Annotated in this window: 14 protein-coding genes, 1 pseudogene and 1 riboswitch; of the genes and pseudogenes, 6 read left to right on the forward strand and 9 right to left on the reverse strand. The window is 62.9% G+C overall.

Annotated elements, in window-relative coordinates; translation table 11 throughout:
- Nucleotides 1–162: 162 nt before the first annotated feature.
- From AC630_RS43530 to AC630_RS46770, 3 genes are all read right to left on the reverse strand, one after another.
- Entirely contained in the window at nucleotides 163–324 is a 162-nt protein-coding gene (locus AC630_RS43530; protein ID WP_143197881.1) for a hypothetical protein, read from the reverse strand.
- 2,964 nt (nucleotides 325–3,288) lie between these two features.
- Complete coding sequence (locus tag AC630_RS07495; protein ID WP_074117855.1) at nucleotides 3,289–3,516, reverse strand: hypothetical protein; 228 nt, start codon at nucleotides 3,514–3,516, stop codon at nucleotides 3,289–3,291.
- A 199-nt stretch (nucleotides 3,517–3,715) separates the two neighbouring features.
- Nucleotides 3,716–3,916 carry a hypothetical protein gene (locus AC630_RS46770; RefSeq protein WP_074117856.1) on the reverse strand — a complete coding sequence of 67 codons (201 nt, stop codon included), beginning with the start codon at nucleotides 3,914–3,916 and terminating at the stop codon, nucleotides 3,716–3,718.
- A gap of 274 nt (nucleotides 3,917–4,190) precedes the next feature.
- Here AC630_RS46770 and recA point away from each other — a divergent pair, with 274 nt between their 5' ends.
- The 4 genes from recA (at nucleotide 4,191) to AC630_RS07520 (ending at nucleotide 8,367) form a co-directional block, all read left to right on the forward strand.
- Nucleotides 4,191–5,279 carry a recombinase RecA gene (gene recA / locus AC630_RS07505; RefSeq protein ID WP_074117857.1) on the forward strand — a complete coding sequence of 363 codons (1,089 nt, stop codon included), beginning with the start codon at nucleotides 4,191–4,193 and terminating at the stop codon, nucleotides 5,277–5,279.
- A gap of 106 nt (nucleotides 5,280–5,385) precedes the next feature.
- A complete protein-coding gene (locus tag AC630_RS07510; protein WP_074117858.1) occupies nucleotides 5,386–6,372 on the forward strand; it encodes a hypothetical protein in 987 nt (328 codons plus the stop codon).
- Between the two features lie 12 nt (nucleotides 6,373–6,384).
- Entirely contained in the window at nucleotides 6,385–7,383 is a 999-nt protein-coding gene (locus AC630_RS45270; RefSeq protein WP_074117859.1) for a hypothetical protein, read from the forward strand.
- A gap of 57 nt (nucleotides 7,384–7,440) precedes the next feature.
- Nucleotides 7,441–8,367, forward strand: a complete 927-nt coding sequence (locus tag AC630_RS07520) for a hypothetical protein (RefSeq protein ID WP_245330297.1) — start codon at nucleotides 7,441–7,443, stop codon at nucleotides 8,365–8,367.
- Nucleotides 8,368–8,563: 196 nt separating this feature from the next.
- Here the strand turns inward: AC630_RS07520 and gcvP are convergent, their stop codons facing one another.
- From gcvP to gcvT, 3 genes are read right to left on the reverse strand one after another with little or no spacing between them, the layout of a single operon-like run.
- A complete protein-coding gene (gene gcvP / locus AC630_RS07525) occupies nucleotides 8,564–11,446 on the reverse strand; it encodes an aminomethyl-transferring glycine dehydrogenase (RefSeq protein ID WP_074117896.1) in 2,883 nt (960 codons plus the stop codon).
- A gap of 19 nt (nucleotides 11,447–11,465) precedes the next feature.
- Complete coding sequence (gene gcvH, locus AC630_RS07530) at nucleotides 11,466–11,834, reverse strand: glycine cleavage system protein GcvH (RefSeq protein WP_074117860.1); 369 nt, start codon at nucleotides 11,832–11,834, stop codon at nucleotides 11,466–11,468.
- A gap of 10 nt (nucleotides 11,835–11,844) precedes the next feature.
- The gene (gcvT, locus tag AC630_RS07535; RefSeq protein ID WP_074117861.1) at nucleotides 11,845–12,993 is read right to left on the reverse strand and encodes a glycine cleavage system aminomethyltransferase GcvT; all 1,149 of its coding nucleotides are present in this window, start codon (nucleotides 12,991–12,993) and stop codon (nucleotides 11,845–11,847) included.
- A gap of 146 nt (nucleotides 12,994–13,139) precedes the next feature.
- Nucleotides 13,140–13,228, reverse strand: a riboswitch (glycine riboswitch).
- 233 nt (nucleotides 13,229–13,461) lie between these two features.
- Between gcvT and alaS the strand changes: the two genes are divergently transcribed.
- Together alaS and AC630_RS07545 are read left to right on the forward strand one after the other, a co-directional pair.
- A complete protein-coding gene (alaS, locus tag AC630_RS07540) occupies nucleotides 13,462–16,140 on the forward strand; it encodes an alanine--tRNA ligase (protein ID WP_074117897.1) in 2,679 nt (892 codons plus the stop codon).
- A gap of 6 nt (nucleotides 16,141–16,146) precedes the next feature.
- Nucleotides 16,147–17,378 (forward strand): annotated as a pseudogene (locus AC630_RS07545) (cyclic nucleotide-gated ion channel).
- 138 nt (nucleotides 17,379–17,516) lie between these two features.
- Here AC630_RS07545 and AC630_RS07550 read toward each other — a convergent pair.
- From AC630_RS07550 to AC630_RS07560, 3 genes are read right to left on the reverse strand one after another with little or no spacing between them, the layout of a single operon-like run.
- Nucleotides 17,517–18,098 carry a putative immunity protein gene (locus AC630_RS07550; RefSeq protein ID WP_208866971.1) on the reverse strand — a complete coding sequence of 194 codons (582 nt, stop codon included), beginning with the start codon at nucleotides 18,096–18,098 and terminating at the stop codon, nucleotides 17,517–17,519.
- Nucleotides 18,099–18,125: 27 nt separating this feature from the next.
- Nucleotides 18,126–18,410, reverse strand: coding sequence for a DUF3303 domain-containing protein (locus AC630_RS07555; RefSeq protein WP_074117863.1), 285 nt, complete (start codon nucleotides 18,408–18,410; stop codon nucleotides 18,126–18,128).
- Between the two features lie 38 nt (nucleotides 18,411–18,448).
- Nucleotides 18,449–18,967: a DUF3455 domain-containing protein gene (locus tag AC630_RS07560; RefSeq protein WP_074117864.1), complete on the reverse strand. Its 519-nt coding sequence runs from the start codon at nucleotides 18,965–18,967 to the stop codon at nucleotides 18,449–18,451.
- Nucleotides 18,968–18,987: the final 20 nt, after the last annotated feature.

Raw genomic sequence — 18,987 nt, forward strand, 5'->3', positions numbered from 1 at the left:
CCATGCAAAGTAGGGTCGCGGCCGGTGGCCGGCGACCAGTAATGCCGATTAGGTATTTTTATACCGCGTAGAGATCGCAAGAATCTTCGAAGGAGGGACCGACGGAGGTGGGGCCGGTGCGGCTCCGCTTGGTCTAGCGAGCCGCGGAAACTGTCGGTGCGCCTAATGAACCTTGAGCGCGTTCAGGGGAAGATGGAGTTCGGCGGCGCGTTCCTCGCGGTCCTTCTTCCGGAACTCGTTTTCCTTCCGCTCGAACTTCACCATCTCCTCCTGCGCCGCCTCCAGCAGGAGATTGCGCCTATCGGGATGCGTGTTTTCCGTCATGACAGAAGCCCCGTTGTAGCAGTGTCGATCTCAAGTAATGCCGGACACCGCGGAAAGGTTCGGTGCCGCAGGATTGCGGAATTATGACGGCGCTCAGTTTGCGCGTCTTTGTTGCGCGTCAGGTTCGGAGGATGAGGAGGGGCGTGAAAATTCAACTTGGTGAGCTGCAAATGCACGCAGCTAAAAAGGGGCGCCACTGATGCGGCTTCGTCCGCGCGCGATTTGGGGGCTGCTCTACGGCGTAACGTAGCGAAGGACGGTGCGGCCTCACTTTTTGCGGAGGGCAGCAGCATGAGTTGCTCGCATGCTATCGTGCTGGGCCACATCGGAGATGGCCATGGGCTATTGGCTTTTCGTCATCATAACGACCGGATCGATACCGCTCGCGGGCGCGATGGCACGCGAGCGCAACAGGTCGTCGAGGAGGTGGCTTTGGGTCGCCGTTGCCGTCGGACCCCTGGCGCCTTTGGCGCTGCTAATTCTGGGGGACGCGAAGCGCCCGGCTCAAGCCAATTGAGGCAGCCCTATAGAAGCATCGAGACAATGGCGAGCAGGCCGATACAGGCCAGCGTCCACGCCAGAGATTGGACCATCCACGGCCGCACGCGCGCCCCGCTCGGGTTTCCTGCCCCTTCGCAGACTGGGTCCGAACGGCGCGTGCGATTTGAGATAGATCAATGGGTAAGGATCAGCGCCGAGATGGCGGCGACGGTGAAGACACCGGCCGCAATGGCAACCACGCGTACAAGAAGCTCATGCGCCATGCCCGAAACTTAACTTAAGTTAGGGCCGCAAGCCTATGCAGTTTCTGCCACTTCCGATTACGGACAATGCGGATTTTCGAACTGCGCTTGAAATAAAAGAGGCACCGAGGCGGCCTCTCGTCATTGCCGACCGATCTGCCCTGGTGGCACGGTTTGCCCGACATCTGGGAGGACCGGCTATGGCAGCCGTCGTGCAGCCTGGGTTTCTTCGTGGTCGCCGCGCCAGCTTTTGGTGCGCGCGTCGTGGCGGTGGCGTCTGCAAGCTGAGATCAGTCTTCAAGCAGGCAAAATCCAGCGCTCAAATTCAAATTGGGAGCCCCAAAGTGAGCTCAGGGCAGGGGGCAAATCCGGACAGTCCTCACATCTGGCACTGTCCAAATTCTCCTCTACGGGCACATGGGAAAGGCCCCAGCGTCGCTTGCAATGCGCGGGGGCCTCTATTCCCATTCCGCGCCAGTCCGCGCACGGTATAGGACCGGCTCCTGAGCTTACGATTTTGGGAAAGAGTAGCAAGCTCCTGATCAGGACACTTGCAATTTGAAATTAGGACAGCGTTACGCACAGTAGTTATCCGGAATCGCTCCGGTCTCTTGTTGCATTTAACGTGTCTGTTGCCGGGGCTGGCATTTCATCCCGAACAAGATTGCAACCGGCAAGGGGGCCGCCGCGAGGTGGCCCCCTTTCGACTACATACAGCATTCGCAGGGAGGATTTAGGACACTCTAGATCCGCTTGATGATCTCGGATGCCAAGTTGTCGCCCCGGTGCGCACTCTCGGATTCGACTTGGGACTCTGTTAGAATCCGCAATCTGCGAAGCTCTTGCGAGCTAAACGGTAGTGCGATCCGACTTCTACGAAATCGACATCAAGGCACTTGCGGCCTTGGCGGAAGTCGCGGGCAAGCCCTTCGCAGTACAGATACTCGATATTGATGCGCCAGCGTCGCTCCTGCGGATTATAGGTCGCGAAATCATGCTGCGCGCTGGCTGGTCCCTTGCAAAGTCCAGCAATGTATTGTCGGACCTCTGGTGGCAGGTTGGAGATGTGGTGCGGGTCCCAAGGGTCCCCCTAGTTCAAGGAGGCGGCTTGGACGATTGATGCCTGACATAGCAGGAGAGCGAACAGGCAGCAGCGCCAGTGCATCGGCGAGTCTCCCCGAGGTCGTTTCAGGAGAGATTATTCTGACAGCACATGGAGTCCAGACGCGGGTGCTGTCCCAATTGGGACACCCGCAGGGGGAATGAGGACACCCCTCCAATGTTAAAGACCAACTTTACATTTGTAGCTTAGCGTTCAGGGGCCGATCCCATTACCGCGCGTGGATCGGCTTGGAATGGGAATAGGAGCCCCGGCGCATGCAAGCGACGCTGGGGCCTTTCCCGTGCAGATGCGGGGCCGCCCCTTAGGCACCGAAGCAAAAACGCCGCCCGCTTAAATGTATCGCGGGCGGCGGCTTTCCAGCCCCGGGAGGGTGTGACGCAAAACCCCGGTGACGGGTATCTTGCACAAGTTGTGCCAAGGTTTTGTGTCGCGTAACGGGGCACCCGCAGAGGGGCAAACAGGAAACTTGTCCAGGAAGCCATAACGCTCCCGGCAGAGTGCATCGAGGTTGGCTTTCCGCTACGTGATGTCAAAACGAACGAGGCCGCCAACCGAGGGGGCCATCCTGCATCAACAGGAACACAAAGCCGCCAGCCAACACGGCCAGATCAGTGAGAGCCGGAAGCAAAGCTTGCTAAGGTCCATGATTGAAGGTCGGCGGACGGAGGCGGGCGCTATGTGTGGCTCAACGGCGTGCCGTTCGGTCACACCTTCTCGGGTCGCAAGTCGGACGGCTGGACCGTGAGCCGATAGGCGATCTCGGCGGAGCCGTCGAACATTTCTAGAACTCGGTCGCATACGAGGCACTTTTAATGTCCCGGCTTTCCCTTCCGGGACTCAAGTTCAATCCGCCGATATCCGGCCGAGCAGTCAGGACAGGTCACGTCGCCCTTCTTCATATGACAACTCTGCGACAGGCTGCCGCGGGTGTCTAGACGAATTAGGCCACTCCAAAAATCAAAACCGGCCAGCGCCGATTTTTGGGAGAAAATGGATGTCGCCTATCCTAAGTTGAACGACGCCAATCTGCTTCTGCCGTTCGACGATCTCCCGAGGCGGGGTAGGCCGAAATGAAAGAGGCTGCCAACCGAGGCGGCCTTACGGAAGGCGAAGCTGCTTGAGGGCTAGCTTGGCGATCTCCATCGGATCGCGAAACGTGCTCGCGCCGACTTCGATTATCTGCCGCGCGATTGTTTCTATGAGGGGGTCGGGGGCATTGCGGTCGCACAAGTTCAGCGAACGCAAAGCCTGGTCAAAGGCTCGGGTCAGAATATCGATTTCATCCGCCGCTAACGTGCTGCTCTCGAGCAGCCGCCTGATCGGCATAATGCGCCGCCTCGCTGTTGCAGGCGGGAGCGCGATTGGTCTCTCAGCCACCGGGTGCCTACGGACAGAGCGTTGCCGGTGATGCGCGGGAGTCTGCGCCTCCGAGAGCCGGATAGCCAGTCAAATCAGGACACCGCGAGATTCAACTTAGGGCACCTGGGGTCAAATACGGACAGCGCCTGAGGCGGCCTTACTCTGATCACTTCGGCGGTTGTAGACCGGGGGATCGCAGCCACTCGCTTATGTGCGAGCCGGTTTCCGCCTGTCGGGCCTTTCGCAGCAGCTCCTCGCGAGCCGCCCCAGGTGGAAGTGATTTGGCTTTCTCACGTAGGCGAGTCGCTTCTTCGGCAAGACGGGCCTCTAGAATGTCTGTTTGTTTGAACCGATGCCGCTCACTCATCGCGCAACCTCCAAATACGGGTCCTAATCCGTGGGGCTTAATCGCTTAATCCTAAATACGCAGATGCGCGGCCGTCGGTTCCAAAGTGGACAATTCAAATCAGGCCACTGCAAAAATCAAAACCGGCCACTGAGGTCGGAAACAGGCCAGTGCCCGGCCCCGCAAAAGAACATATTGCGAACTTGGAACAAATAGGGTACATTGCTTTTATCGGCCTCCGCCTCGCCAACCGTTTGTCCCTCGCGCGAATCCTCGCCATAAGGAGCACGACCCAATGTCCACCACTGCCCTGCGTATCGTCGAAGGATCTTCCATGGACAAGAGTAAAGCTCTGGCCGCCGCGCTCTCCCAGATCGAGCGCCAGTTCGGCAAGGGCTCGGTGATGAAGCTCGGCAAGAACGACCGTTCGATGGACATCGAGGCGGTGTCCTCCGGCTCGCTCGGGCTCGATATCGCGCTCGGCATCGGCGGCCTGCCCAAGGGGCGCATCGTCGAGATCTACGGGCCGGAATCCTCAGGAAAGACCACGCTGGCGTTGCATACGGTGGCGGAAGCCCAGAAGAAGGGCGGCATCTGCGCCTTCATCGACGCCGAGCACGCGCTCGACCCGGTCTATGCCCGCAAGCTCGGGGTCAATATCGACGAGCTCCTGATCTCCCAGCCCGACACCGGTGAGCAGGCGCTGGAGATTTGCGACACGCTGGTGCGCTCGGGCGCGGTGGACGTGATGGTGATCGATTCGGTCGCGGCGCTGGTGCCGAAGGCCGAGCTCGAGGGCGAGATGGGCGATGCGCTGCCGGGTCTGCAGGCCCGCCTGATGAGCCAGGCGCTGCGCAAGCTCACGGCCTCCATCAACAAGTCCAACACCATGGTGATCTTCATCAACCAGATCCGCATGAAGATCGGTGTGATGTACGGCTCGCCGGAAACCACGACCGGCGGCAACGCGCTGAAGTTCTATGCCTCCGTCCGCCTCGACATCCGCCGCATCGGCGCGATCAAGGAGCGCGACGAGGTGGTCGGCAACACCACGCGCGTCAAGGTGGTGAAGAACAAGCTGGCGCCGCCCTTCAAGCAGGTCGAATTCGACATCATGTACGGCGAGGGCGTCTCCAAGATGGGCGAGATCCTCGACCTCGGCGTCAAGGCCGGCATCGTCGAGAAGTCCGGTGCCTGGTTCTCCTACGACAGCCAGCGTCTCGGCCAGGGCCGCGAGAATTCGAAGGCTTTCCTGAAGGCCAACCCCGATATTACCGCCAAGATCGAGACCGCGATCCGACAGAACTCCGGCCTGATCGCCGAGCAGATTTTGGCAGGCGCCCCCGAGCGTGACGCCGACGGCGAGGAGCCGGCGGACGAGTAAGCCTTAATCAGTAGAGTTTTCGCGAGGAGCGGGCGCTGAGGACGTTGAGTTGCCGACGTCTTCAGTGCCCGTTTCTTTTTGGGCGATTGTGATCGGGGGGGGGGCGATGAAGCGTTTGATTCTGACCAGCTCGTCCGGCTTTGCTCTCGCCAAATCGGGGCTGGCCGAAATTGTCGTTATGTTCTCTTTTCGCTTCCAGTGGGGACCGGTACCCCCACCTGAAATGCTTGCAGCATATTTTGCGGCGCGTTCGGAGACTCTTCCGCCCGGTGGTCACTGGTCGGACTGGGGCATCCGTTGGCCTCGCGCCATCAGGGACCGCAAAGATTTATCCTTTGTCGATTTTTGCGAACTGTACGACGTAGTCGAGCTCTGGTTCGACCCGAATCCCGAAGATCAGTTGCAGCTGATCTGGTTGCTCGATTCCCTCAGCTCTCATTCAGGGACGGCGCAAAAACTCAAATTGCGCCTAGTGACGGACGATCTGATCATGATGAGAGGCGAAGAACTGGGAAAGTCAGTGTCGCATATTCCCGTCTTTGATGTCACTGCCAGGGAATTCGAGACTGCCGAGACGGCGTGGCAGGCCTATTGTGAACCGACACCGGAAGGCTGCTCCAACCTCATCCGCAAGGACCTCAGTGCATTGCCGATGCTGAGGCCGGCTTTGCTCGATCTCTTGGCAGAGCTGCCGTCGCCTTCAACAGGGCTTGGTGCGACGGAGATGCGATTTCTGGATATCCTCGCAAGAGGATTTAGGGGCACAGGCGCCTTGTTTCACTTGCGCTCGCTTCGGGACACGCGTGCGTTTGGAGAAATTGAGCTGGGATGGTTGCTTGACGGGCTGGCCCAAGGTCCCAGACCTGTGGTGGCAGGACTGGACGACGAGTTGCGCACGATCGACCGCCAGAATCACAGGGATCGGCACGCCGCATATCTACGCAGCCGGTTGTCGTTGACCGAGTTCGGGAAGGCTGTCCTGGCCCACCAGGAGGATTTCAGCCGCTACAATCCCATCGATCGCTGGTGGGGTGGCACGCGGCTCACCAACGATCGGCTGTGGCGCTACGGTCCTGTTTTGATGAAACCTTGAGGCTACGCAAGCATGACGCGGCTCATTGTGAAAACAGACGCGTCATCCGCCGGCGCACTTCAACGCGCCGGCCTTGCCGATCTCGTGATTGCGATCGAGCGCCGGCTAGTCTGGGCGCCGTTGCCGTCCGATGCGGAGATTGAGGCATTCTTCGCGCCGCGTACGACCCAGCCATCCGGTCTTCACTGGCTGGACGATACGCCGTCCTGGCGCCTGGAAGAGTCGGGAGCGAAGGGGCGCGGATTAATCGCCCTGTCTGCAGAACATGACTCGGTCGAGCTATGGATGGGGCCCGAGCCGAATGCGCAATTGATTTTGCTCTGGCTGCTCGACCATTGTAGCAGCGAGAGCGTGGCGGCTTCCAAAACCGTGATGCGTCACCTCGACATTGCCGTTGGCGACGCCGATCCAGAACAACTTGCGAAGCTAAGCCCGTCTGCCGTCACACTCACACAAAATTACCTTGAACTGGCCGGTCGTGCGTGGCGGGCCTATCGCGCGCCGACGCCGCAGAGCTGGCTCGACCTCCTCAAAGCGGATTTGAATTGGCTGCCGCGGCTCGGTCAATGCGCTGTGGACCTCCTCGAAGAGCTTCCGCGCGTCATCACCGGTCTTGGAACCACGGAAACGCGGATATTGGAGCTGATCGCGCCGGGCAACGTGCAACCCTTTGACGTCTTCCCGGGACATCAGAAGCGCAATGAACGACGCGTTTTCGATTACTGGGAGGTAGGTGCGCTGCTTGACGGACTCGCGCGATGTCCGGTGCCGGCCGTATCGGGGCTGGAGGAGGGGCCATTCTCGCTCGACTTGCATAACGATGCCCTCCGTCATGCACGATACAAGCGATCCCGATTGCCGCTCACTGAACTCGGGAAAGCGGCTCTGGCAGGAGAAGCGGATTTCCATCGCCACAACCCGATCCACCGCTGGTGGGGCGGTACTGAACCGACCGGCGAACGGCTCTGGCGTTGGGATCGCGAAAGCCGCTTATTGGTCGCGCCTGCCTAATGCATGCATATTGCTCGACATGTTCTCGTATTGCGTATCCAACTTTGAGAGGCGACCGTGTCACATTTGATTTTGGCCACGAACGATCTCGCGGCAAACACGCTTCGCCAGTCAGGTGCGGCGAACATCGCGCTCGGGTTCTATCTACGCTTCGTCTCGGGGAAATTGCCCTCCGAGGAGCAACTTTTGATGGGGCTGGAGCGGCGATCGGCAAAGCACTGCAATCCAGGCGATCATTGGCTCGACGACGTTTGTCGCGGCTCGCTGGACGGTTTCGGCACGCGCGATATCGGTTTCTTCGAGCTATGTGCGAAGTTCGACTCGATCGAAGTGTGGGTCGACCCCCTGCCCAACGATCAGCTCGTGCTCGTCTGGCTGCTCGACCTGCTTCGCCCCTACAAGGAGATCACGACGAAGCTGAGCCTGGTGCACACGGATGACGCCGTTTGGAAGTACCACCCGGATGCTGCGGCCAAATGGAAATTGCCCGTGTTCAAGGTCACGGACAGTCACTTGACGATGGCTGGACACGCCTGGCGTGCTTGGCGCGCGCCGGCGCCCGAGCCCTGCTTCGACCTGCTCACGAAGGATCTGACCATGCTGCCTCGGCTACGGTCGGGCCTTATCACCATGTTCGAAGAGTTGCCTGATGTGAAAACGGGGCTCGGCGAAAACGAGATGGGTATGCTGGGGTGGATCGAGGACGAAGGTACAGAACCGCAGGAGGTGCTTCGTGCGGCCGAATTCCGCGGGGTGTACGACGAGCGGGAAGCCGATGTTCTGCTCTATTCGCTCGGGCATTGTGAGGCTCCTGCATTCGTTGAACTTGGCGGGGGAGCGCTACACGCGGACGAGGAGCGGCGTCCTGATCAATACGGGGGCGGGCGGCTCGCGCTTACCGAACTGGACGCGCCATTATGGCCGGCGAAGATGACTTCTCCCGGCATAACCCGATCCATCGCTGGTGGGGTGGGACTGAATTGACCAACGAACGGCTGTGGCGTTGGGACCCACGAAGCCGTTTGCTGGTGGCGCCTTAAGTCGGGACGGTAGGGTGGGCAAAGGCGCGCAAGCGCCGTGCCCACCATGTTTCAACGCGCACGAGGGCGGTGGGCACGCGCAGCCTGTCATCGGGCGCGCATTCGCGCGACCCGTTGGCTTTGCCCACCCTACAAATCCGTCACTCCGCGGCTTCCGCGTAGTCGCTCACCGGCGGGCAGGAGCACACCAGATTGCGATCGCCATAGACATTGTCGACGCGGCCCACAGGGCACCAGTATTTGTCGGTGCGCGAGGTGCCCGCGGGGAAGCAGCCCTCGGCACGGGTGTAGGCGCGATTCCAGCCGTCATCCGCGATATCGTGGACCGTGTGCGGGGCGTTGCGCAGCGGCGATGCCTCGATCTTGAAGCGGCCGGCCTCGACCTCGGCGATCTCCTTCCGGATGGCGATCATCGCGTCGCAGAAGCGGTCCAGCTCCGCCTTCGATTCCGATTCGGTCGGCTCGACCATCAGCGTGCCCGGCACCGGGAAGCTCATGGTCGGGGCGTGGAAGCCGTAATCGATCAGGCGCTTTGCGATGTCGTCCACGGTGACGCCGGAAGTAGTCTTCAGCGGCCGCGGGTCGACGATGCACTCATGCGCGACGCGTCCCCTGGCGTTCTTGTAGAGCACCGGGAAATGCGCATCCAACCGCGCCGCGACGTAGTTGGCGTTGAGGATCGCGATTTCGGTGGCGCGCTTCAGCCCTTCACCGCCCATCATCAAAATGTAGATGTAGGAGATGGTCAGGATCGAGGCCGAACCGAACGGCGCGGCCGAGACCGGGCCGACCGGTGCATCCGCTCGCGTCGCGCGATGGCGATTTTCAGGATGACTTGGCAGGAACGGCGCGAGATGCGCCTTGACGCCGATCGGGCCCATGCCGGGGCCGCCGCCGCCATGCGGGATGCAGAAGGTCTTGTGCAGATTGAGGTGGCTGACGTCGGCGCCGTAGTCGCCCGGCCGGGACAGGCCGACCTGCGCGTTGAGATTGGCGCCATCGAGATAGACCTGGCCGCCATGGTCATGCACGATGTCGCAGATCTCGCGGATGTGCTCCTCGAACACGCCATGCGTCGAGGGATAGGTGATCATGACAGCGGCGAGGTCGTTCGAATGCTTCTCCGCCTTGGCGCGAAGATCGTTGACGTCGGCGTCGCCGTTCTTCTCGCAGGCGACCACCACCACGTCCATGCCGACCATCGCGGCCGAGGCCGGATTGGTGCCGTGGGCGGAGGAGGGGATCAGGCAGATCTTGCGATGCGACTGTCCGCGCGCGGCATGATAGGCGCGGATCGCGAGCAGGCCCGCGTACTCGCCTTGCGCGCCGGAATTCGGCTGCAGCGAGATCGCGTCATAGCCGGTGATGTCGCACAACCACTTTTCGAGCTGCGCGAACAGCGCGTGATAGCCAGCGGCCTGCTCGCGCGGGGCGAACGGGTGCAGGTTCGCAAACTCCGGCCAGGTCAGCGGCATCATCTCGGTGGTCGCGTTCAGCTTCATCGTGCAGGAGCCGAGCGGGATCATCGCACGGTCAAGCGCGAGGTCGCGATCGCTGAGCTTGCGCATGTAGCGCAGCATCTCGGTCTCCGAGCGATGCGCGTGGAAGACCGGATGGGTGAGGAACGCGGTGGTGCGCTTCAAGCCGTCCGGCAGCGCCTCGCGCGTCGAGGCGTCGATCTCGGCATAGGCGAGCTGGCCGCCGAAGGCGCGCCAGACTGCTTCCACCGTCGCTTGTGTCGTGGTCTCGTCGAGCGCGATGCGCAAGCTGCCATCGCCAACGCCAAGATTGATCTTCTCGGCGGCCGCGCGTGCGACGATCTCGGCACGCTTCGTGCCGGCGTCCACGCTGAGCGTGTCGAAGAAGCTGTCGGACTGCGGCGCAAAGCCGAGCTTGCGCAGGCCGGCGGCGAGCACGGTGGTGCGGCGATGCACATTGCGCGCGATCTGCGCCAGCCCTTCGGGGCCGTGATAGACCGCGTACATCGAGGCGATCACGGCGAGCAGCACCTGCGCCGTGCAGATGTTGGAGGTCGCCTTCTCGCGGCGGATGTGCTGCTCGCGGGTCTGGAGCGCAAGGCGATAGGCCGGCGCGCCGCGCGAGTCGACGGAGAGGCCGACGATGCGACCGGGCAGCGAGCGCTTCAGCGCATCGCGCACCGCCATATAGGCCGCGTGCGGGCCGCCATAGCCCATCGGCACGCCGAAACGCTGGGCGGAGCCGATGGCGATGTCCGCGCCAAGCTCGCCGGGCGAGGCGAGCAGCGTCAGTGCCAAGAGATCGGCGGCAATGATCGCGAGCGCGCCCTTGGCGCGCAGGGTCGCGATCGCGGGCCTGAGGTCGCGCACGGCGCCCGAACTGCCCGGATATTGCAGCAGCGCACCGAGCACATCCGTCTTGTCGAGATCGGCGAGGGGATCGCCGACGATCAGGTTCCAGCCCAGCGGCTCGGCGCGGGTGCGCATCACGGCGAGCGTTTGCGGATGCACGTCCTTGTCGACGAAGAAGGCTTTCGCTTTCACTTGCGAGTGCCGCTCCGCAAGCGCCATGGCCTCGGCCGCCGCGGTCGCCTCATCGAGCAGCGAGGCGTTGGCGACGTCGAGCCCGGTGAGGTCGCAGATCATGGTCTGGAAGTTGAACAGCGCCTCCAGCCGGCCCTGGCTGATCTCGGGCTGGTAGGGGGTGTAGGCCGTGTACCAGGCCGGGTTCTCCAGAATGTTGCGCTGGATTACCGCGGGCAGGATCGTCCCGGAATAGCCTTGGCCGATCAGCGAGGTGAAGACCTTATTCTGGGCGGCGAGCTCGCTCATGTGCGCGATCGCCTCGGTCTCGCTCAGCGGCTTGCCGAGATCGAGCGGGGATGCCTGCCGGATCGAGGCAGGCAGCGTTTCTGCGATCAGCGCATCAACGCTCTTGGCGCTGACGGTCTCCAACATTGCGGTGACGTCGCGCGCCGACGGGCCGATGTGGCGGCGAGCGAAATTGGCGGCGGTCTCGCCGCTGGATTTGCGGTGCGCGGTCATCGCTTGCTCCATCGTCTTTCTAAGCCGTGTGGGCCTTGTAGGCGGCTTCATCCATGAGGCCACCGAGCTCGCTCTTGTCAGCAATCTTGATCTTGAAGAACCAGGCCGCGCCTTGCGCATCCGAGTTCACCAGCGCCGGCTCGGCGGCGAGCGCTTCATTGGTCTCGAGCACTTCGCCTGATATCGGCGCATAGACGTCGGAGGCGGCCTTCACCGATTCCACGACGGCGGCGGCCTCGGTCTTCTTCAGCGTGCGGCCGACCTTGGGCAGTTCGACGAACACGACGTCGCCGAGTTGCTGCTGGGCGTAGTCGGTGATGCCGACGGTGGCGACGTCGCCGTCGATGGCCAGCCATTCATGGTCGGAGGTGTACAGGGTCGTGGTCATTCACAGATCCTCAGCGTTTGTAGGTGTTTTTCACGAAGGGCATGGCGGCGACCGTGAGCGGCAGCCGCTGGCCGCGCACCTCGGCGAAGAGTTTTGTGTCGAGCGCGCTCAGGGCGGTGGGCACATAGCCCATCGCGACGGGCGCATTCAGGCTCGGGCCGAAACCGCCCGAGGTGACCTTTCCGACCGGTTCGCCAGAAGTTTCATCCGCAAACAGCAGCGCGCCCTCGCGCACCGGTGCGCGGCCTTCAGTGCGCAGGCCGACGCGGCGGCGGGCCGCGCCCTGATCGAAATGGGCGAGAAGTTTCTCAGCGCCGGGAAAGCCGCCGGTGCGGGCGCCGCCGGTGCGGCGGCTCTTCTGCACCGACCATTCCAGCGCGGCCTCGACCGCCGTGGTCGTGGTGTCGATGTCGTGGCCGTAGAGGCAGAGCCCGGCCTCGAGCCGCAGGCTGTCGCGGGCGCCAAGGCCGATCGGCAGCACGTCGGGATTTTCAAGAAGCGTCTTGGCGAGGCGTTCGGCATCCGCAGCGGGGACTGAAATCTCGAACCCGTCCTCGCCGGTGTAACCGGAGCGCGAGACGAAGCAGTCGAGGCCGGCAACCTTGTGCGGGCCGGCGTCCATGAACTTCATGGAAGGCGCCTCTGCACAAAGTTTCGCCAGCGCGGCTTCGGCCTTCGGCCCCTGCAGCGCTATCAGCGCGCGGTCAGCGAGCGAATCGATGATGCAGTCGTCCGAGAGATGCGCGCGCAGATGCGCCTCGTCCTCGGCCTTGCAGGCGGCGTTGACGACCAGGAACAGGTGATCGCCGAAATTGGCGACCATCAGGTCGTCCAGGATGCCGCCATCGGCGTTGGTGAACTGGGCGTAGCGCTGCCGTCCCGGCGCAATCGCCACGATATCCTGCGGCACCAGCCGCTCCAGCGCACGGGCGGCGTCCTCAACCTTGCCGGATTTCGGCCGCAAGCGAAGCTGGCCCATATGGGAGACATCGAACAGGCCGGCTTTGCTGCGGGTATGGAGGTGCTCCTTGAGGACCCCGGCCGGATATTGCACCGGCATGTCATAGCCCGCGAACGGCACCATCTTGCCGCCGAGCGACACATGAAGGTCGTAGAGGGGGGTACGTCGGAGAGAATCTTGGTTGTCGCGCGCTAGCATCACGGGGGGCCCTCGGCGGTTCCCCGGGGACGATTCCCCTGAGGACACCAATCGAAGCCCCATCTGTCGCTGTGCCTGAGAGTATTATCCCGTCGGCGGACGCCATCCGGACCTAAGCCCGTCGGCGCCTCTTTCCAGATGCTGTCAAAGCCACGCGGTCCTTTTGCCTGAGAGTTTCCGGGGCGGTTGCTCCTTCGGCGCCGGCAGTGAAGCCGGTCTCTCCCGACGTGGCCGTACGATAGAGATAGGTACAGACCACAGCCCGGCCAAGCCTGTCAACGCGGCTTCTGTGCCTTTCAACGGGATTGAGCGCCTGCGGCAACCCACTGATCTGCTTGCACATCTCCTTGCACAGTTTCTGGACAGTGAAGCTGGCCTTGTCTAAAAGCGCTTTGGCCCGCAGATATCAGCCTAAATCACAGGTTTTGATGGCCTTTGGCGGGTCCAAGCACACCCGATTGGATGAACATGAGCGGCGTCAACGAGATCAGGTCGACCTTTCTGAACTTCTTTGCCGAGAACGGACACGAGATCGTGTCGTCCTCGCCATTGGTGCCGCGCAACGATCCGACGTTGATGTTCACCAATGCCGGCATGGTGCAGTTCAAGAACGTCTTCACCGGCGTCGAGAAGCGGTCCTATCAGCGCGCCACCACGTCGCAGAAATGCGTGCGCGCCGGTGGCAAGCACAACGACCTCGATAATGTCGGCTACACGGCGCGCCATCTCACCTTCTTCGAGATGCTCGGCAACTTCTCCTTCGGCGACTATTTCAAGGAGCGCGCGATCGAGCTCGCCTGGACGCTAATCACCCGGGACTTCGGGCTGAAGAAGGACAAGCTGCTCGTCACCGTCTATCACACCGACGACGAGGCGGCCGGCCTCTGGAAGAAGATCGCCGGCTTCTCCGACGACCGCATCATCCGCATCCCGACCTCGGACAATTTCTGGGCGATGGGCGATACCGGCCCGTGCGGCCCGTGCTCGGAGATCTTCATCGACCGCGGCGATCACATCTGGGGCGGCCCTCCGGGCTCTCCGGAGGAGGACGGCGACCGCTTCCTCGAATTCTGGAACCTCGTGTTCATGCAGTACGAGCAGGTGACGAAGGAGGAGCGCGTGCCGTTGCCGCGTCCCTCGATCGACACCGGCATGGGCCTCGAGCGCATGGCCTGCATCCTGCAGGGCGTCGACAGCGTGTTCGAGACCGACCTGTTCCGCCAACTGATCGATGCGACGGCCTCCGCGCTCGGTAGCGGGCCGAACGAGCAGACCTTGGCCTCGTTCCGCGTCATCGCCGACCACTTACGCTCCTCGGCTTTCCTCGTCTCCGACGGCGTGCTGCCCTCGAACGAGGGCCGCGGCTATGTGCTGCGCCGGATCATGCGCCGCGCCATGCGCCATGCGCAGCTGTTAGGTGCGAAAGAGCCGCTGATGCATCGCCTGGTCTGGGCGCTGGTGCGTGAGATGGGCCAGGCCTATCCCGAACTGATGCGCGCGGAAAAGCTGATCGAGGAAACGCTGCGCCTGGAAGAGACCCGTTTCCGCAAGACGCTGGTGCGCGGCCTTGCCATCCTCGACGAGAAGAGCGCGTCCCTGAAGAAGGGCGACATGTTCGACGGTGACGTCGCCTTCACGCTGTACGACACCTACGGCTTCCCGCTGGACCTGACGCAGGACGCGCTGAAATCGCGCGGCATCGGTGTCGACCAGTCCGCCTTCACCGACGCGATGGAGCGTCAGCGCGAGAAGGCGCGGGCGTCCTGGGCCGGTTCGGGCGAGGCGGCGAGCGAGGCGATCTGGTTCCCGCTGCGCGAGAAGTTAGGGGCCACCGAATTCCTGGGATACGAGACCGAGAGCGCCGAAGGCGTCGTCGCGGCGCTGGTGAAGGACGGCAAGGAAGTCGCCAGCCTCAAGGCCGGCGAGACCGGTTCGATCGTGCTGAACCAGACGCCGTTCTATGCGGAGTCCGGCGGCCAGGTCGGTGATACCGGCGTGCTGCTAGGGGAGGGTGGCGTCAAGTTCCGCGTCACCGACACGCAGAAGAAGCTCGGCGATTTCTTCGTTCACGTCGGCACGGTCGAGCAGGGCGAGCTGAAGGTGGGCACCGCGCTGCAGCTCGAGGTCGATCACAGCAGGCGCTCCTCGATCCGCTCGCATCATTCGGCGACCCATCTCATCCACGAGGCGCTGCGCCAGGTGCTCGGCGACCACATCGCCCAGCGCGGCTCGATGGTCGCGCCCGACCGCCTGCGCTTCGACTTCGTGCATCCGAAGCCGATCACGGCAGAGGAGCTGGCCCGCGTCGAGGACATCGCCAACGACGTGGTGCTGGAGAACGACGAGGTCACGACCCGTGTCATGGGCGTGGACGAGGCCCGCGAGGCCGGCGCGCGCGCGCTGTTCGGCGAGAAGTACGGCGACGAGGTCCGCGTCGTCTCGATGGGCAAGACCGCGCGCGAGCGCGGCGCTAATGCGCTCGGCTGGTCGGTCGAGCTCTGCGGCGGCACCCATGTGAAGCGCACCGGTGACATCGGCCTGATCACGTTGACGGGCGAGAGCGCGGTTGCCTCGGGCGTTCGCCGCATCGAGGCGCTGACCGGCAATTATGCGCGCAAGCATGCCAACGAGACCATGGCGCTGGCGAAGACTGCGGCAGGCGAGCTGCGCACCTCGATCGAGGACGTGCCGGCGCGCATCGCCGCACTGATGGACGAACGCAAGAAGCTGGAGCGCGAGCTCTCCGACGCCCGCAAGAAGCTCGCGATGGGCGGCGGCGGGTCCGCCGGCAATGGCGCAGCCTCAGGCGTGCGCGAGGTCGGCGACGTCAAGCTGATGGCGCGCGCGGTCGAGGGCATCGAGATGAAGGATCTCAAGAGCCTTGCGGATGACGGCAAGAAGCAGATCGGCTCCGGCGTGGTCGCCATCGTCGGCGTCACCGAGGACGGCAAGGCCGGCGTCGTCGTCGGCGTCACCGCCGATCTGACCTCACGCTTCAATGCCGTGAATCTCGTGCGCGTTGCGTCCGAGGCGCTCGGCGGCAAGGGCGGCGGTGGCCGGCCCGACATGGCGCAGGCCGGCGGTCCCGACGGCGCCAATGCCAACGCCGCCCTCGCGGCGATCGAAAAGGCGATGGGAGGCGCTTAAAGAGCCATGCGCCTCGTTCCGCGAGGACGTGGTTTGCGCGATCCCAACTTAAGGGATCGTCTGTACGAATTGCTGGAGCACGATCCGCTGGCCTACGCGGTCGGGTCGCGCTTCATCCAAATCATCATTGGCGTCATCGTGCTCAATGTGGCCGCGATGATACTCGCCTCGGTGCCGGAGTTCGACGCGCAGTTCGGTACGCTGTTCTCGGCGATCACCATCCTCGCCGTGATCGTGTTCGCGCTGGAATATGCCGCGCGGATGTGGACGGTGGCAGGCCATACGCCTAGCAGGGGCTCGCCGCTTTCCGACCGGCTCGGCTATGCCTTTTCCGCGCTCGGCATCATCGACCTCATGTCGTTCCTGCCCGCAGCGGTCGTGCTGGTCACTGGCCGGCATGCAACGCTGGCCGCGCTCGGCGTTCTGTCGTTCTTCAAGCTGATCCGCTATTCGCCGGCGATGCGCTCGCTGCTCGCTGCCGTGCACGCCGAGCGGCGGGCGCTGATCGGCTGCATCGTCATCCTGACCGGCGCGGTGCTGACCTTCGCTTCGCTGCTCTACGCCATCGAGCGCGATGTGCGCCGGACAAGCTCGGCACCATCCCGCAGGCGATGTGGTGGGCGATCGTGACGCTGGGCACCGTCGGCTATGGCGACGTCGTGCCGGTGACGCCGCTCGGGAAAATCATCTCCGTGTTCACGATCATCGCGGGCTTTGCCATGATCGCGCTGCCGGTCGCGATCATCTCGACCGCCTTTGCCGAAGAGGTGAAGCGGCGCGACTTCGTCGTCACCTGGGGCATGCTGGCGCGCGTGCCGCTGTTCTCACATTTGTCGGCAGCGGAGATCGCCGACATCATGCGGCTGCTCAGGGCCCGCACCGTCGAGCAGGGCGAGGTCTTGGTGCGGCGGGGCGATGTCGCCTCGTCGATGTATTTCATCACCGCAGGCGAGGTCGAGATCGCGCTGCCGAGCCAGCAGGTGCGCTTGGCCGACGGCACCTTCTTCGGCGAGATCGCGCTGCTGCACAAGACAAAGCGCAGCGGCACGGTGACGGCGACACGCAAAACGCGGCTATTGCTGCTCGACGCCCAGGACTTTCACGCCCTGATCGAGCGCATGCCGACGCTGGCCGCCCACGTCCACCAGACCGCGAAAGCGCGGCTGGAAGAGACTGGCGATCTCGCCGCGGCTGAACTGGCGCAGGCCGAACAGGACGACGCACGCCGCGGCGCGTAGCCGCTAGAGCCATTTCCGTTCCGATCAAATCGAAACGGGGCTCTGGGGGCAGGACCCGTAAACTGAGTGCAAGCGCCCGCCGACGGCTTTGATCCGGAAGCGATCTGTGTTGGCCATGAACTTGCGCCCAAGAAACGATCAATCATCCTCGCCATCGGAAAGCGGCGCTCGAAGCTTCGCATCGAGAGCATAGAATAGTCGACCGAGACGAGTCGTGCCCGGTTGCTGCGGTGGCATCCGACGAATCAGTTCCAGAACTTCTGGAGGTGCCGTTCTCACTGCGAAGGAAATGACATCGTTCGCCACATCGGTTGGACTGGTTGCTTCCAGTTCAAGCGCAAGTGCCGCATAGACGATTGGTCCCAGCAGGTGCCGCGCCTGACGAATTCCCGGCAAGCCTTGGGCCAGATCGGTGTGGGTGTAGGCGACAGCGGCGGTTAGCATCGCTGAGCGAGCCGCATACTTTGCAGCTTTGTCCTCAGCCTCTTTGGCTGCCGAGTGCGCGGCCCAGGCGAGAGTTCGCAGCGCCTTGCCGCGCCGCTTGCCGTGACCGAATTCACGTCCGCCGACGACGGCATTCCGTGGGCGCTCATCATTTGGAGCGCGTCGGACGAAAGCCGGCAAAGCCAGCGCAGCACAATCTGCCGCCCACAACGCGGCTGGCCGCAAGAGCCCTTCTTCTGCGGCCGAATTGCCCAAAGCGCCAATTTCTTTACGCAAACCGGTATCCACCTCGCTCGAAAACGTCTAGTCCCGGTCGAGGAAGGGCGCCACGACCTCGCGCGTCTCCTTGCTGGGCACGACCGGCACGATCTCGAAGGTCATGCCAAAGCCCTGGCAGTTCAGCACCCATTCCTGCAACAGGCGGGCGTCGTCGCATTCCATGAGCTGGAAGCAGCGGTCGAAATTGGGCTCGATCCAGCTGCCGAGATATCTGAGCCCGTCCGGGAATTTGACGCCCTCGTCGCGCACGCGTCGATAGACCGGAATGGGATCGCGGTCTTTGAAGCGTTCGATCACCATGAAGAGCATCGACAAGACCTCCGTGTGGCGGCGCGGCTCAGTCTATATCAGCCTTTCTTCAGGAAAACGTAATCAGCCGAATAGGGGACGCTCCTAAAGCTGCCGGCCGGATCGCAGGGGGTATCGTCCAGCCAGCCGCCGTGCGTATGAATACGTTGTACCGTCGTGATGTCGCTCAGAACGCCGGTGCCTCGGCGGGAGATCACCTCCAATCTCAGCCACGGGATATCTACCGTTTGGCCTGACGTCTCTCCGATTGCCAGCCTGCCGGTGATCTTGCCCGCCACTGCGCTGCCGTCGATGTGCTCCCAGTTCGGTCCGGCATAGTGACGACCAATCGTCTTGCCATCGGCGAGCAGTGTTGCGATGGGTTCGCGGAACGTCCAAGCAAGTTTGCCTTCCTTGCCCGCCTTGCACTCATAGACCTGCGCGCCCTCGGCGTGGACGCTGAGCACGACAGTCTCGCCGGGGGCGGTGATGGCCTCAGGAAGCGGGTCGGCGGCTCTGGCTTGCCCGGCGATGGCCGAGAGCAGCAACAGGCAGGAGACGGCAAGCTTGATCGACATGGTTAGTCTCCGCGCAAGGT

Origin of the sequence: Bradyrhizobium sp. AS23.2 (assembly GCF_001908185.1) — a bacterium.
In the GTDB taxonomy this organism is placed as follows: Bacteria; Pseudomonadota; Alphaproteobacteria; order Rhizobiales; family Xanthobacteraceae; genus Bradyrhizobium.

Coding starts and splice junctions, on each gene's coding strand:
- AC630_RS43530 (WP_143197881.1), bottom strand. CDS start 324: ATGACGGAAAACACGCATCCCGATAGGCGCAATCTCCTGCTGGAGGCG.
- AC630_RS07495 (WP_074117855.1), bottom strand. CDS start 3,516: ATGCCGATCAGGCGGCTGCTCGAGAGCAGCACGTTAGCGGCGGATGAA.
- AC630_RS46770 (WP_074117856.1), bottom strand. CDS start 3,916: ATGAGTGAGCGGCATCGGTTCAAACAAACAGACATTCTAGAGGCCCGT.
- recA (WP_074117857.1), top strand. CDS start 4,191: ATGTCCACCACTGCCCTGCGTATCGTCGAAGGATCTTCCATGGACAAG.
- AC630_RS07510 (WP_074117858.1), top strand. CDS start 5,386: ATGAAGCGTTTGATTCTGACCAGCTCGTCCGGCTTTGCTCTCGCCAAA.
- AC630_RS45270 (WP_074117859.1), top strand. CDS start 6,385: ATGACGCGGCTCATTGTGAAAACAGACGCGTCATCCGCCGGCGCACTT.
- gcvP (WP_074117896.1), bottom strand. CDS start 11,446: ATGACCGCGCACCGCAAATCCAGCGGCGAGACCGCCGCCAATTTCGCT.
- gcvH (WP_074117860.1), bottom strand. CDS start 11,834: ATGACCACGACCCTGTACACCTCCGACCATGAATGGCTGGCCATCGAC.
- gcvT (WP_074117861.1), bottom strand. CDS start 12,993: ATGCTAGCGCGCGACAACCAAGATTCTCTCCGACGTACCCCCCTCTAC.
- alaS (WP_074117897.1), top strand. CDS start 13,462: ATGAGCGGCGTCAACGAGATCAGGTCGACCTTTCTGAACTTCTTTGCC.
- AC630_RS07555 (WP_074117863.1), bottom strand. CDS start 18,410: ATGCTCTTCATGGTGATCGAACGCTTCAAAGACCGCGATCCCATTCCG.
- AC630_RS07560 (WP_074117864.1), bottom strand. CDS start 18,967: ATGTCGATCAAGCTTGCCGTCTCCTGCCTGTTGCTGCTCTCGGCCATC.